The organism is Lysobacter sp. M2-1 (assembly GCF_022662495.1).
In the GTDB taxonomy this organism is placed as follows: domain Bacteria; phylum Pseudomonadota; class Gammaproteobacteria; order Xanthomonadales; family Xanthomonadaceae; genus JAKPBU01.
The window spans coordinates 1-13,149 of record NZ_JAKPBU010000001.1 but is presented as its reverse complement, the minus strand read 5'-3'; the positions used below and the strand labels follow the sequence as shown (position 1 = coordinate 13,149).

Annotated in this window: 12 protein-coding genes; 3 read left to right on the top strand and 9 right to left on the bottom strand. The window is 68.7% G+C overall.

The genetic code is table 11. The features are described from left to right. Positions 1–56 precede the first annotated feature (56 nt). Both MC375_RS00060 and MC375_RS00055 read right to left on the bottom strand, forming a co-directional pair. Complete coding sequence (locus tag MC375_RS00060) at positions 57–1,604, bottom strand: sulfatase (RefSeq protein ID WP_242101249.1); 1,548 nt, start codon at positions 1,602–1,604, stop codon at positions 57–59. 178 nt (positions 1,605–1,782) lie between these two features. Beyond that, on the bottom strand, positions 1,783–3,165 hold the full coding sequence (locus MC375_RS00055) for an L-serine ammonia-lyase (RefSeq protein WP_242101248.1): 1,383 nt from the start codon (positions 3,163–3,165) through the stop codon (positions 1,783–1,785). A gap of 42 nt (positions 3,166–3,207) precedes the next feature. Between MC375_RS00055 and MC375_RS00050 the strand changes: the two genes are divergently transcribed. Further along, on the top strand, positions 3,208–3,441 hold the full coding sequence (locus tag MC375_RS00050; RefSeq protein ID WP_242101247.1) for a glutaredoxin family protein: 234 nt from the start codon (positions 3,208–3,210) through the stop codon (positions 3,439–3,441). 28 nt (positions 3,442–3,469) lie between these two features. On the opposite strand, the gene MC375_RS00045 is transcribed toward MC375_RS00050, so the two are convergent. Genes MC375_RS00045 through MC375_RS00035 form a run of 3 tightly spaced genes read right to left on the bottom strand, consistent with a single transcriptional unit; the run spans position 3,470 to position 5,350 of the window. After that, complete coding sequence (locus MC375_RS00045) at positions 3,470–4,021, bottom strand: YceI family protein (RefSeq protein WP_242101246.1); 552 nt, start codon at positions 4,019–4,021, stop codon at positions 3,470–3,472. Further along, complete coding sequence (locus MC375_RS00040) at positions 4,014–4,610, bottom strand: cytochrome b (protein ID WP_242101245.1); 597 nt, start codon at positions 4,608–4,610, stop codon at positions 4,014–4,016. The genes MC375_RS00045 and MC375_RS00040 overlap by 8 nt, the downstream gene beginning before the upstream one ends. After that, positions 4,607–5,350, bottom strand: coding sequence for a YceI family protein (locus MC375_RS00035; protein WP_242101244.1), 744 nt, complete (start codon positions 5,348–5,350; stop codon positions 4,607–4,609). Before MC375_RS00035 ends, MC375_RS00040 begins: the two co-directional genes overlap by 4 nt. Positions 5,351–5,467: 117 nt before the next feature. Here MC375_RS00035 and MC375_RS00030 point away from each other — a divergent pair, with 117 nt between their 5' ends. Further along, positions 5,468–9,004: a two-component regulator propeller domain-containing protein gene (locus MC375_RS00030; RefSeq protein WP_242101243.1), complete on the top strand. Its 3,537-nt coding sequence runs from the start codon at positions 5,468–5,470 to the stop codon at positions 9,002–9,004. 117 nt (positions 9,005–9,121) lie between these two features. On the opposite strand, the gene hemE is transcribed toward MC375_RS00030, so the two are convergent. The 4 genes from hemE to MC375_RS00010 form a co-directional block, all read right to left on the bottom strand. Beyond that, on the bottom strand, positions 9,122–10,183 hold the full coding sequence (hemE, locus tag MC375_RS00025; protein WP_242102910.1) for a uroporphyrinogen decarboxylase: 1,062 nt from the start codon (positions 10,181–10,183) through the stop codon (positions 9,122–9,124). Positions 10,184–10,471: 288 nt separating this feature from the next. After that, the gene (locus tag MC375_RS00020) at positions 10,472–10,729 is read right to left on the bottom strand and encodes a WGR domain-containing protein (RefSeq protein WP_242101242.1); all 258 of its coding nucleotides are present in this window, start codon (positions 10,727–10,729) and stop codon (positions 10,472–10,474) included. 121 nt (positions 10,730–10,850) lie between these two features. Continuing rightward, positions 10,851–11,948 (bottom strand): 3-dehydroquinate synthase, encoded by a 1,098-nt coding sequence (aroB, locus tag MC375_RS00015; RefSeq protein ID WP_242101241.1) that lies wholly within the window; start codon positions 11,946–11,948, stop codon positions 10,851–10,853. Then, a complete protein-coding gene (locus MC375_RS00010; protein WP_242101240.1) occupies positions 11,948–12,499 on the bottom strand; it encodes a shikimate kinase in 552 nt (183 codons plus the stop codon). The genes aroB and MC375_RS00010 overlap by 1 nt, the downstream gene beginning before the upstream one ends. Before the next feature lie 90 nt (positions 12,500–12,589). On the opposite strand from MC375_RS00010, the gene MC375_RS00005 reads away from it, so the two are divergent. After that, positions 12,590–12,793, top strand: a complete 204-nt coding sequence (locus MC375_RS00005) for a dodecin family protein (RefSeq protein WP_242101239.1) — start codon at positions 12,590–12,592, stop codon at positions 12,791–12,793. Positions 12,794–13,149: the final 356 nt, after the last annotated feature.

The following is a 13,149-nucleotide window of genomic DNA, read 5'->3' as shown; positions in this document are numbered from 1 at the left end:
GATTACCAAGCAAGGCGAGAGATCGTGACTGACGTCGCTCCTACGAGGGATCATGGTCATGCCGGGCACTTGCCCGGTTCCAGCTTCGGCAGGACTTCGCCCGGCTCGCCGGTGTCGCCGGTCTCGGCGCGCAACGTGTCGATGCGGCGCTTCAGCCGCGCGACGGTGTCGGCGTGCTGCGGATCCTCGACCAGGTTGTCCGTCTCGCCCGGGTCGTTGTGCAGGTCGTAAAGCGCCCACTCGTCCGGCTCCTGCCAGAAGTGGATCAGCTTCCAGCGTTCGCTGCGCACGCCATGGTGCTTGCGCGCGCAATGCACGGCCGGATATTCGTACCACTCGTAGAGGAAGTCATCGCGCCAGTCCGCCTTCTTGTTTTCCAGCAGCGGCTTCCAGCTGCGCCCCTGCATCCAGTCCGGCACCTCGACGCCGGCCAGCTCCAGGAAGGTAGGCGCGACATCGATGTTCAGCACCATGTTGTCGGTGTCGACACGGCCTGCTTCGATATGGCCGGGCCAGCGGATCAGCATCGGCACGCGGATCGACGGCTCCAGCATCAGCCGCTTGTCGTAGAAGCCGTGTTCGCCCAGGAAGGCGCCATTGTCCGAGGTATAGACGACGATGGTGTTCTCGGCCAGTCCCTCCTGGTCCAGGTAATCGAGCACGCGGCCGACGTTCTCGTCCACGCCCAGCAGCACCTGGTAGTAGGCCTTCACGTAGGCCTGGAACACCGCGCGCAGGCGTTCGTCTTCGGGCAGGTTCTTGTCCACCTGCGCCTTGCGGCGCTCGTTGTCGCGGAAGAAATCGCCCATGTCGGCGATCTCCTGCGTGGTCCGGGAGAATGCGATCGGGGCGTCTTCCGGTTGCGGCTCGCCGAAGCCCGATGGCAGCGGGATCTCAACGTCCTTGAAAGCGTCGTAGAAGCGCGGGTGCGGTTCCCACGGTCCGTGCGGCGCCTTGAACTGGTAGCACAGACAGAACGGCCTGTCCTTCGGCCGTTGGCGCAGGTAGGCCAACGCCTGGTCGCCAATCACGTCGTCGGTGTGGCCGAGGAACTTGACCGGCGCGCCGTTGACGATGAACTCCGGATCAAAATAGCTGCCCTGGCCGCGCAGCATCGCCCAGTGGTCGAAGCCGGTCGGCTCGGACTTGATGTGCCACTTGCCGACCATCGCGGTGTGGTAGCCGGCCTGCCGTAGCAGGATCGGATAGGTGATCTGGTCGTGGGCCAGGCCCATCTGCTCATACCAGCCCGGTTCCTCGCCGTTGCTGGTCACGCCATGGCTGTGCGCGTACAGCCCGGTGAGGAAACTGGCGCGGCTGGGCGCGCAGACCGAGGTGGTGACAAAGGCCTGGTCGAAGCGCAGGCCTTCGTTGCCGACGCGGTCCATGTTCGGCGTCTTCAGGATCTGGTTGCCGTAGATGCTGAGCGCGGCCCGGGCCTGGTCGTCGGGCATGATCAAGACGATGTTGGGCGCGTCCTTGCGCGCCTTGCCGATCGCTCCCGCGCCCTCCTGGGCGATGCGGGCGAGCGCAGGCGGCAACGACAGGCCGGCAGCGCCAACTCCGAGCAGCTGCAGGGCGCGGCGGCGGTCGAGGCGGGGCATGCGGTTCCGGAACGAGCAAGGACCTGGCGCATGCTAGCGGCCTGTGTAACCGTTTTCATGAGGCAGTGCACCATTGCGCCCCGCGTCGTGGGGCGCACCGTAATCGCAATGCGGCCTTCTCGCGTGCCTGCCGGCCACGGCGTGATCGTGCGATTACCGTTGGGCCGCCGGCCCGGGCTCAGCACTCGATGACATTCACCGCCAGCCCGCCGCGGCTGGTTTCCTTGTATTTGTCCTGCATGTCGCGACCGGTGTCGCGCATGGTCCTGATCACCTTGTCCAGGCTGACCTTATGCTTGCCGTCGCCGCGCACAGCCATGCGCGCGGCATTGATCGCCTTGACCGCGCCCATGGCATTGCGCTCGATGCACGGGATCTGCACCAGGCCGCCGATGGGATCGCAGGTGAGGCCGAGGTTGTGCTCCATGCCGATCTCGGCGGCGTTCTCGATCTGCCCCGGCGTGCCGCCGAGCGCGGCGACCAGGCCACCGGCGGCCATCGAGCAGGCCACGCCGACCTCGCCCTGGCAGCCGACTTCCGCGCCGCTGATCGATGCGTTCTCCTTGTAGAGGATGCCGATGGCCGATGCAGTCAGCAGGAAATCGAAGAGGCCCTGTTCGTTCGCACCGGGGCAGAAGCGGTCGTAGTAATGCAGCACGGCGGGCAGGATGCCGGCCGCACCGTTGGTAGGCGCGGTGACGACGCGGCCGCCAGCGGCGTTCTCCTCGTTCACCGCGAGTGCGTACAGGTTGACCCAGTCGAGCACGGTCAGCGGATCGCGCATCGCCGCCTCGGGTTTGGACGAGAGTTCGGCGAACAGGGCCGGCGCGCGGCGCGACACGTGCAGCCCGCCGGGCAGGGTGCCGGTCTGGCGGATGCCGCGCTGCACGCAGCTCTGCATCGCCGACCACAATTCGCGCAGTCCTGCACGGATCTCGTCCGGGCTGCGCCAGGCCTGCTCGTTCTCGAACATCAGCTGGGCGATGGTCAGGCCGCTGCGCTGGGCCTGGGCGAGCAGCTCGTCGCCGCTGGAAAACGGATACGGCAGCGGCGTGGTGTCGGCGACGATGCGGTCCTCGGCGGCTTCGTCCTGGTTGACGACGAAACCGCCACCGACCGAGTAGTAGTCGCGCGTGGCGAGCTCGTTGCCGTCGGCGTCATAGGCCGCGAAGCGCATGCCGTTGGTATGGTAGGGCAGCTTCTGGCGCTTGTTCATCACCAGGTCGCGCTTCTCGTCGAAGTCGACTTCGTGCCTGCCGTGCAGCCGGATCCTGCGCTCGCTGCGGATGCGTTCCAGGGCCTTGGGAATGACGTCGGGATCGATCAGGTTCGGCCATTGGCCTTCGAGCCCCATCAGCACCGCCTTGTCGGTACCGTGGCCGCGACCGGTCAGCGCCAGCGAGCCGAACACTTCGGCGCGGACCCGGGCCACGTCCGATAGCCGCCCCGGTTCCACCAGCCAGCGTTCGACGAAACGCGCAGCCGCGCGCATCGGACCGACCGTATGCGATGAGCTCGGTCCGATGCCGATCTTGTAAAGGTCGAAGGTGCTGACGGCCATGCGAAGATTCTACGCCCTGCCTCCGAATGAACCGGGCGAGCGATGCCGCGGCTGATCCTGTACCAGCGTGACGACTGCCCGCTATGCGACCAGGCGCTGGGCGTACTGGCGGCCGCCCGGGTGCCGGAGTTCGAGAGCGTATGGATCGACGGCGATGATGCGCTGGAAGCGCGCTATGGGGAACGGGTGCCGGTATTTCGCGACGACGCGAATGGAGTCGAGCTGGATTGGCCGTTCGATCCAGCCGCGCTGGCGGCGATCGGCGCAGCCGGTTAGTCAGACGCCCGCGGAAGCTTCCGCGAACTCACGGTGCGGGTTCGAACACGACCTTGGTGCTGATGGCGATCGCGTTCGGGATCAGTGATGTATCGGCCCACTCGCCGCCGCCGACGCCGAAGTCGAGACGGCGGACCGTGGCCTTGCCGGCCAGCACCGGCCTGGCGCCCGGCGTCCAGGTGAAGGTCAGGGTGACGGGCTTGCTCACGCCGCGCAGGGCGAGGGTACCGTCGGCCGCGTACTGGTTGCCGCCGAGCGCACGGAACCGGGTCGCCGTATAGCGTGCCTGCGCGAACTTGCCGGCATCGAAGAACGCGCTGCCACGCAACTCGCCGTCGTAGTCGGCATTCTCGGTCGTCGCGCTCGCCATCGGGATCACGACATCCAGCTTCGCGCCCGCCAGTTGTTTCGGGTCGAACGAGAGCCGGGTCGCGAAGCCAGGGAAATACCCGGTGAACACTTCGCCCTGGTAGGTGCCGGCGAACGTCAGACGCGAACCGGGTGCCTGCGCGTAATCGGCGGCGAAGGCGCTGGTGGACGAAACAAGCACGAGCGCAGCGGCGAACAGGGTCTTACGCATTGCGTGAATCCTCGATCGGGTCGAGCGGTTGCTCCAGACGCAACCAGCCTTTGGGCAGCATGCGCGCGAGCGTGGCATCGCGCTGGAACAGGTGGTGGTAGAACGCTGCGGCGACATGCACGAGCGCCACGCCGACGAGGGTCCAGAACAGCAGTTCGTGCGCCTGCTCGGCGAATTCGTGCAGGCCCTCGTCCTTGCCGGCGATTCGCGGCAGGTTGAACAGGCCGAACCACTGCAGCGGAAAGCCGGCGGCGGAATTCAGGACCCAGCCGCTGATCGGGATCGCGAACAGCAGGACATACAGGCCCCAGTGCGACAGGTCGGCAATGCGCTCCTGCCAGCGCGGCATGCCGGGGACCGGGCGCGGTACGCCCGAATACAGGCGCCACAGGAGCCGCAGCAGCGCCAGCGCGAGAATGGTCAGGCCGAACGACTTGTGCAGCGCGTAGAGCTGGATCTTGTCCGGGCTGTTGCGCAGGGTCACCATCCACAGGCCGACGCTCCCCTGGCCCAGGATCAGCAGCACGATCAGCCAGTGGAACAGTTTGCTGAGCCAGCCCCATTCGGTTGCGGTGTTCTTCAGGCTCACGGCGCCGGCTCCGGTATCGCGGGTACGGTCGTGTCCGGAATGCCGGACGGCGCGGGTGGTCCCGCCGGCGGTTGTTCGGCTTCCGGTGGCGTTGGGGTATCGACCGGGTTCGTCGCGGGATCCGTGGCTTCGATCTCGTCGGCTGGTTCGTCGTCGGGTTGCCTTGCGCGCGTCGCCTCGGCTTCGATCCGCAGCTCCACCGCGTCGCCGATCACGCTCGGCCAGGCGTCGATACTGAAGTCCTTGCGGCTGAGGGCAGCGGTCGCCGAAAAACCCACCGTTCGCCGGAAGGGCGGCATCGGATGACGCCTCGCGGCGTTGAGGGTCACATCCAGCTTCACCTCCTTCGACACGCCATGCAGCGTCAGCGTGCCGAAGACCGCGGCATGGGTCGCATCGATGGGCTCGACGCGGGTGGACACGAAGGTCGCCACCGGATGGTCGTCGGCATCGAGCAGATTCTTCGCCAGCGCCGCGCGGTTCCATTTCGGGTCGCCCAGATCGAGGCGCGTCATCGGCACGCTGGCCTGCAGGCGGGCACTCGACCAGTCGTCCGGGTCGAACCACAGCTCGCCGGTGCTGCCGGAGACGGTGCCGAGCGCGTGCGAGAACCCGGCGTGGCTCACCGCGAACAGGACCCGGGTGTGGACCGGATCCAGTTCGTAGCGCACGGCCTCGGCCTGGGCGACCAGGGGTGAGGTCGACAGCAGGAAGGCCAGGAGCAGGCCGGATGCGCGCATCGAGCAAAGCCAGGAAGGGAATCGCAGCGATTCTAGGCGTGGGCGGGTGAACCGTGCCGCTTGCGCGCGCAACGGTCCATTGCGAGCATGCGGCGGGGCTCGGGCAAGGAGGTTCGGATGCGGCGAGGGGCGGGCCGGCTCGGAATCGTGGCTGCGTGGACATGCCTGCTGCTGGCGGGCGTGGGCCGTGCGGCCATACCCGATACGCCGCAGCCGCGCCAGCTGAGCGTGCTCGACGGCATGCCGTCGAATCGCGTCAACGCGATTGCGGAAGATCGCCAGGGTTATCTGTGGATCGCCACCCGCGACGGGCTGGCGCGCTATGACGGCGTGGGCTTCCGTGTCTGGCGGGTCGGCAACGGCCTGCGCGACAACTTCGTCTGGAGCGTGCGCGTTGATGCGCAGGATCGGGTCTGGATCGGCACCCGCAATGCGGGACTGTCGGTGCTGGATGCCGAACGGCGCAGCTTCCGCCATTTCGACCGGACCTCGCATCCAGCCATCGGTAGCAACGAGGTCTGGAGCCTGGAACGCACGCGCGACGGTGCGCTGTGGTTCGGTACCGCGGGAGGCGGCTTGCATAGGCTGGGAGCGGACGGACGCATCCGGCGTTTCGTGCACCGGCCGGGCGATGCGGCGAGCCTGCCCGCCGACAGCGTCACGGCACTGAGAGTCGATGACACCGGCAGCCTGTGGGTGGCGACGACCGGTGGGGTCGCGCTCTGGACCGGCAGCGGCTTTGCCCGTTTGGCGATGCTCGGCAGCGTGCACCGGGTGGACTCGCTGACCGTGGACGACGCCGGCGACCTGTGGATGGGCGTCAGCGGCGAAGGCCAGGTGCGCCGGCGCACCGGCCGCATCGAGCGCATGCCGTTCTCCGATCCGGTACTGGGAGGGCCAGCCTTGCAGGTCCTGCTGCAGGACCGGCAGGGCGCGCGTTGGCTGGATACCCGCAGCGGGCTGGCGCGCGAGCGCCGCGGCCTGGTGCAGGACGTGCCCCTGTACAGCACCACCAGCCGCGGGCTGGTGCGCCCGGCGTGGAGCGCGGCCTACGAGGATCGGGAAGGCGGCCTGTGGTTCGGCAGCAGCGATTCGGGCCTGTGGCACCTGCCGTCCAACTGGCGCGATTTCAGCCTGCTCACCCGGCGCGTGGACGATCCGGGCACGCCCGCCAATGCCTTCGTGCACGGCGTCGCGCCGGCGCACGACAACGGGCTGTGGCTGGTGGGCAGCGGCGGGGTGCTCGATCGCCTCGACCCGCAGACCGGCCGCATCGAACACGTGCTGCGCAATGTCTGCGGCGAAGTGCGCGCGCAATCCGTGCTGCAGACCGGCGATGGGAGTGTCTGGATCGGCTGCCGTGGCGAACTGGTGCGGGTGGACCCCGGCAGCCGCGCAGCCACGCGCTGGCGGGCTGGGGACTCGATCGATGCGCCGCCCGCGGGTTTGATTTCGGCAATGACCGAACGCGGTGACGGTGCCCTGTGGCTGACCGACGGCAACGTGCTGCAGTTGCGCAGCACCGCCGGACGTGTGCTTGAACAACTCGTGGCCGGCGACGGGCGTGGCCTGCGCGCCGATGCGCTGGTGAGCCAGCTCGCGATCGCGCCCGACGGCGGGCTGTGGCTGGCGACCAGCGACGGGCTGTGGATGTGGAACGACGGCGCGCGCCGGATCGAGCCGGTGCCAGGCGCGCCGCGCCGGCCGCTGTCGGCCTTCACCCTGGCCGGGCGCGACATGGTCTGGCTGACCGGCATGGGCACCCTCTCGGCTTGGCGCTGGGACGGTGCGCGCCTGGTCCAAGCCGCCAGCGTCGGCGCGGAACAGGGTCTGCCGATGGTCGCGCCGAGCGGCGTCACCGTGGACGGCGTCGGGACGCTGTGGATGACCAGCATGCGCGGACTGGTCCGCTACGACCCGCAGCGCAAGCGCGTACGCGTCTTCGGAGTGCGCGACGGACTGCCGAGCCAGGAGTTCAGCGACAGCCCGATCCAGCTCTCGCCCCTGGGCTATCTCGCGGTCGGAACCGCGGACGGCCTGCTGCTGTTCCATCCGCAGCAGATCCAGTGGAGCGATCGGGTGCCGACGCTGGCCATTGCCTCCGTTGGCGTGCGCCGCGGCGAGCGGCGGGTCGAGCTGCCGCGTTCGGGCGCGATCGTGCTCAAGCCGGGCGATCGCGACCTGCGCATCGTGGCGCGCCTGCTCTCGTTCACCGACGTGCACGCCCATCGCTACCGTTTCCGTTTGCAGGGCTACGATCCCGGGTGGGTCGACGCCGATGCCACCGGCGAGCGCCTGTTCGCCACGCTTGCGCCGGGTAGCTATCGCCTGGCGGTACAGGCGCGCACCGTGGACGGGGAATGGAGCCCATCGCAGTTCCTGGACTTGCGCATGCCGCCGCCGTGGTGGCGCACGCCCTGGGCTTATGCGGTCTTCGGACTGACCCTGCTCTCGCTGCTGTGGTGGGCGGCGCACGCCTATCGCCTGCGCTTGAAGCGTCGCCATGCCTGGCAGCTGGCCAAGCACCAGCGGGCCGTGGCCGAGCAGGCGTCCGAAGCCAAGACGCGTTTCCTGGCCATGCTCGGACACGAAGTCCGCACCCCGATGACCGGCGTGCTGGGCATGAGCGAATTGCTGCTCGCGACCGACCTGGACGCGGAGCAGCGCAGCCACGTGACCTCGATCCGACGCGCTGGCGAGCATCTCCTGCGTCTGGTCAACGATGCCCTGGACCTGGCCCGGATCGAAGCCGGCAAGCTGCAGCTGGAAAGCGGGGAGTTTTCGCTGTCCGCCCTGATGCACGACGTGGTCGGCCTGATGGCGCCGCTCGCCGAGCGACGCGGCCTGCAGTTCAGCGATGCCATCGATGGCAGCGCGCCGCGTGCCCTGCGCGGCGACCGGACGCGTGTGGCCCAGATCCTGATGAATCTGCTCGGCAATGCGATCAAGTTCACCGAACGCGGATTCGTCGCGCTCGAAGCCATGCCGCTGGCCGGCGGCGGCGTGCGCTTCGCGGTGACCGACAGCGGCCCGGGGCTCAACGAGGAGCAGCAGCAACGCCTGTTCCGCAGGTTCGAGCAGGCCGAAGGCGCACGCACCGCGGCCCGCTACGGCGGCAGCGGGCTTGGGCTTGCGATCAGCCAGGAGCTCGCCGCGGCGATGGGCGGGCGTATCGACGTGGAAAGCACGCCGGGCAAGGGCACCCGCTTCATCGTGGACCTGCCCCTGCCCGCCGCAGTGGAAGTAAGCGTCGGGCACGGCGGCGAAACCGCGTCCGGCGAAACGGCCTCCACCGGGCCGCTGTGCCTGCTGCTGGTGGAGGACGACCCCACGGTCGCCGAAGTCCTGGTGGGCCTGCTGCAGGCGCAGGGGCACCAGGTCGTGCACGTCCCCCATGGCTTGGCGGCGCTGGCCGAAGTATCCGGTCGGGCCTTCGATCTCGGCTTGCTGGACCTGGACCTGCCCGGTATCGATGGGTTGGCCTTGGCGCGCCAGCTGCGCGCGCAGGGCTTCGCCAAGCCGCTGGTGGCGGTGACTGCCCGTGCCGACGCCGAAGCCGAGCCGCTGGCGCGCGCTGCCGGTTTCGACGGCTTCCTGCGCAAGCCGCTGACCGGCGCGATGCTGGCGCGCGCGATCGAGGCGGCGATGGCCTGATCGGGCAGCCAGTGGGAGCGGCCTCGGCCGCGATTGCTTTCAAGGAAACTGGACGCACCGGTCATTGCCACGGGCAACAAAGAGCATTCGCGGCGGAAGCCGCTCCCACTCGGCAAGTCAGCGTGCGCTGTAGCGATGCACCTCGTCCACCAGCACCGCGACATGTTCGGGGTCCATGTCCGGCGACATGCCGTGGCCCAGATTGAACACATGGCCCTCGCGCGAACCGGCGTTGCCGTCGCGATAGCTGTCGAGTGCGCGACGTGCCTCGCGGCGGATCGCCTCGGGCGAGCCGTACAGCGCGGCCGGATCGAGGTTGCCCTGCAGCGCGACCTTGCCGCCGGTCCGGCGCGCGGCCTCGCCCAGTTCCACCAGCCAGTCCACTCCCACGGCGTCGGTGCCGCAGTCGGCCAGGGCTTCGAGATGGGCGCTGTTGCCCTTGCCGAACAGGATCAGTGGGGTGCGTTCGACGCCCGCGCCGCGCTCGAGTTCCGCGGCGATGCGGGTCAGGTAGGGCAGCGAGAATTCGCGGTACATCGCCGGGCTGAGCACGCCGCCCCAGGTATCGAACACCTGCAGCGCCTGCGCGCCGGCCGCGCGCTGCGCCGACAGGTACGCGATCACCGCGTCGGTGTTCACCGACAGCAGCGCATGCAGCGCCTGCGGATCGTTCAGCGCTATCGCCTTGATCCGCGCGAAATCCTTGCTGCCGCCGCCTTCGACCATGTAGCAGGCCAGGGTCCAGGGACTGCCCGAGAAGCCGATCAGCGGAACCTTGCCGTCCAGCTCGGCGCGGATGGTGCGCACCGCGTCCATCACGTAGCGCAGTTCGCGTTCCATGTCGGGCACGCCCAGTTTGGCGATCGCTGCGGCGTCGCGCACCGGATCGCGGAATTTCGGCCCTTCGCCCTCCACGAAATACAGCCCCAGGCCCATGGCATCGGGGATGGTGAGGATGTCGGAAAACAGGATCGCCGCATCCAGATCGAAGCGGGCCAGCGGTTGCAGGGTGATTTCGCAGGCGATGTCGGGGTTCTGCGCCATCGCCAGGAAGCTGCCGGCCCTGCGCCGCGTCTCGCGGTATTCGGGCAGGTAGCGGCCGGCCTGGCGCATCAGCCAGATGGGCGTGCGGTCCACGGGCTCGCGGCGCAGGGCGCGGAGGAAGCGGTCGTTCTTCAAGCGGTCAACGTTCAAATGCGTTCTCTGTGCATCAATAAACCGGTCGTCCTGAGCGTAGCGAGGCGGAGTCGCCCTTCGACTCCGGTGCTACGCACCTACGCTCAGGATGAGCGGGTAGTGTGGCCGGTGGGGGGGGGGGGGGGCCGCCGCGGCCCCGGGCGGCGCCGGGGCTGCCGGCTTGGGGGGCCGGTTCGTCCTGAGCGTAGCGGCCGCAGGCCGCGGAGTCGAAGGGCGGCGCTGCGCGCCTACGCTCAGGACGAACGGAGTGGAGGGGCGAGGCGATGGTTCCTAGCTTTTCGGCGCTTCGGCACCCTGCGCGAACATCAGCTGGAATCCCCTTTTTAGCTGTGCATCGCGCGCATGTTCCAGCGCCGCCATTGCGCTGGCCTGGTCCAGATACTGCTCGCGACGCAGGGTGCTCCGGCCGCCGATCTGGCCGGTTTCGCGCACCAGCGCCCAGCCGCCGAGCAGGTCCGGCTCGAGCATCAGCTGCACGAAGCGCGGGGCTTCGCGGCCGTCGGGACGTTGTTGCAGCAGCAGGCGCATGGGGAAATATTGTAGGGCTGGCCCGGCTCCGGCGCTTGGGCGGTTGGCGAAGGTGATCCAACAAGGCCTGCGCCGCCCGCGCCTGAGAGCATCGACGGGTGCGTGGGGACGCGCCTGTTGGCTAGGTCGCGGCGAGCAGCTGCGCGACCGCCGCTTCGTCCACTCCTGCGACGATGCGGGCCCGGCCCGCGCCATCCCACAGGATGAAGCGCAGCCCGTCGCCGACGGCCTTCTTGTCCAGACGCATGCGCGCCGCCAGCGCCTGCGGGTCGAGCCCGGGCGGCATCCGCGTGGGCAGGCCGAAGCGTTCCAGCAGTGCCTGCAGGCGCAGCGCATCGTGCTCGTCGGCCATGCCCAGCCGCGTGGACAGGCGCGCGGCCAGCACCATGCCTACCGCGACGGCCTCGCCATGGTTGAGGCCTTCTCCATAGCCTTGCTCGGCCTCGACTGCATGGCCGAAGGTGTGGCCGAAGTTGAGCAGGGCGCGTTCGCCATGTTCCAGGGGGTCGCGCGCCACGATCGCCGCCTTGTGCGCACAGCTGCGGGCGATGGCCTCGGCCAGCGCAGCGGCGTCCATGGCCAGCAATGCGTCGGCGTTGGCCTCGAGCCAGTCGAGGAACGGCGCGTCGACGATCGCGCCGTACTTCACCACTTCCGCGAGCCCCGCGCGCAGTTCGCGCGCGGGCAGGGTGCGCAGGGTGTCGGTATCGGCCAGCACCGCGCGTGGGGGATGAAACGCGCCGAGCAGGTTCTTGCCAGCCGGGATGTCGATCGCGGTCTTGCCGCCCACCGAGGAATCGACCATCGCCAGTAGCGTGGTGGGCAGCTGCACGCAGTCGATGCCGCGCATCCAGCACGCCGCCGCGAACCCGGCGAGGTCGCCGACCACGCCGCCGCCCAAGGCGAACACGCAGGCATCGCGGGTCGCCCCCAGCGCGGCCAGGGCATCGATGCAGCCGGCGAAGGTGTCCAGCGTCTTCGATGCCTCACCCGCCGGCAGCACGAAGCGGGCGATGCGCGCCTGCGGCTTTGCACGCGCAAGGGCGGCTTCCAGAGCGTCGGCATACCGCGGCGCCACCTGGTCGTCGCTGACCACCAGTGCGTGGCGCCCGCGCCAATGCCGGCCGAGCCGTGCGCTGTCCGCCAGCAGGCCGCCGCCGATGTCGATCCGGTAGGGCTGGGCGCCGCCGACCTCGACCGTTGCGATCGACGCGCCCATCAGGCGGCATCCTGCGGCGCCGCGCGACGCTGCCATTGTGCGGACAGCAGCACGGCGAGCTGGCCAGCGGCTTCGCTGCAGGACTGGTGGCTGGTGTCGTAGTACAGGTCGGCGACCTCCGCGTACAAGGGCGCGCGATTCCGGGCCAATGCCTGCAGGACCTCCTCGCGGTCCTCGCGCTGCAGCAGCGGTCGGGTGCGGTCGCGCGCCAGGCGGGCGAGCTGGGCGGCGACGTCGGCGTGCAGGTGCACCACGAAGCCGTGTTCGCGCAGCAGCCGGCGATTGTCCGGATCGAGCACCGCGCCGCCGCCGGTGGCGATCACATGGCCGGAACCCTGCAGCAGTTCCGCGAGCAGGGTGCGTTCGCGCAGGCGAAACCCGCTCTCGCCCTCGCACTCGAAGATGGTGGCGACGGTGGCGCCGGTATGCGCCTCGATCTCGCGGTCGGCATCCACGAACGGCAGGGCGAAGCGCCCGGCCAGGCGCCTGCCGATGGAGGTCTTGCCGGCTCCCATGGGGCCGACGAGGACGAGATTGGCGGAGGGATTCATGCGCCGCGATCTTAACAACCGGGGATTAACACGCGCGCGCCTACGCTGCCGGTTCCGGCGCCAGTGCGCCAGCCGCAAGGAGAATCCCGGATGTCGGTAGTGAAAGTGATCGAGCTGAGCGCATCGTCGAAAACCAGCGTCGAGGATGCGGTCAAGGGCGGCCTGGCCAAGTGCGCCGAGACCGTCAAGAACATCCAGGGGGCCTGGGTCAACGAGATCAAGGTGGTCACCAATGGGGATGGCAGCATCCAGGAGTGGCGGGTCAACATGAAGATCAGTTTCATCGTGCACTAGGCGCCGAGTCGACAGCAACGGCCGCGATGCATCTGCATCGCGGCCTGGGGAGTGATCTGGCGCCAAGGGGGCGTTGTTGATCTTCGCGAGTTCGCCCTACAGCGAGTGGCCGCAAGCCCCCGATGACTCCCTGATTTCCTCGTCGTCGCGCAGAGCCTGCCCGAATGGAAGACGAGGTCCAAGGACGTTGCTCCTGAGTTCCGTAGGTGGAGGTATCAGGAGCTATAAGAGCAGAGCTTTCGCCTGCCGGCGAGTTACTTTTCTTTGCTGGTGCACTGTGCCGAAGGCGCGAACGGCGAAGCCGGCCCGAAGGGCGAGCACCGCAGGTGCGAGTAAAGAAAAGTAACCAAAAGAAA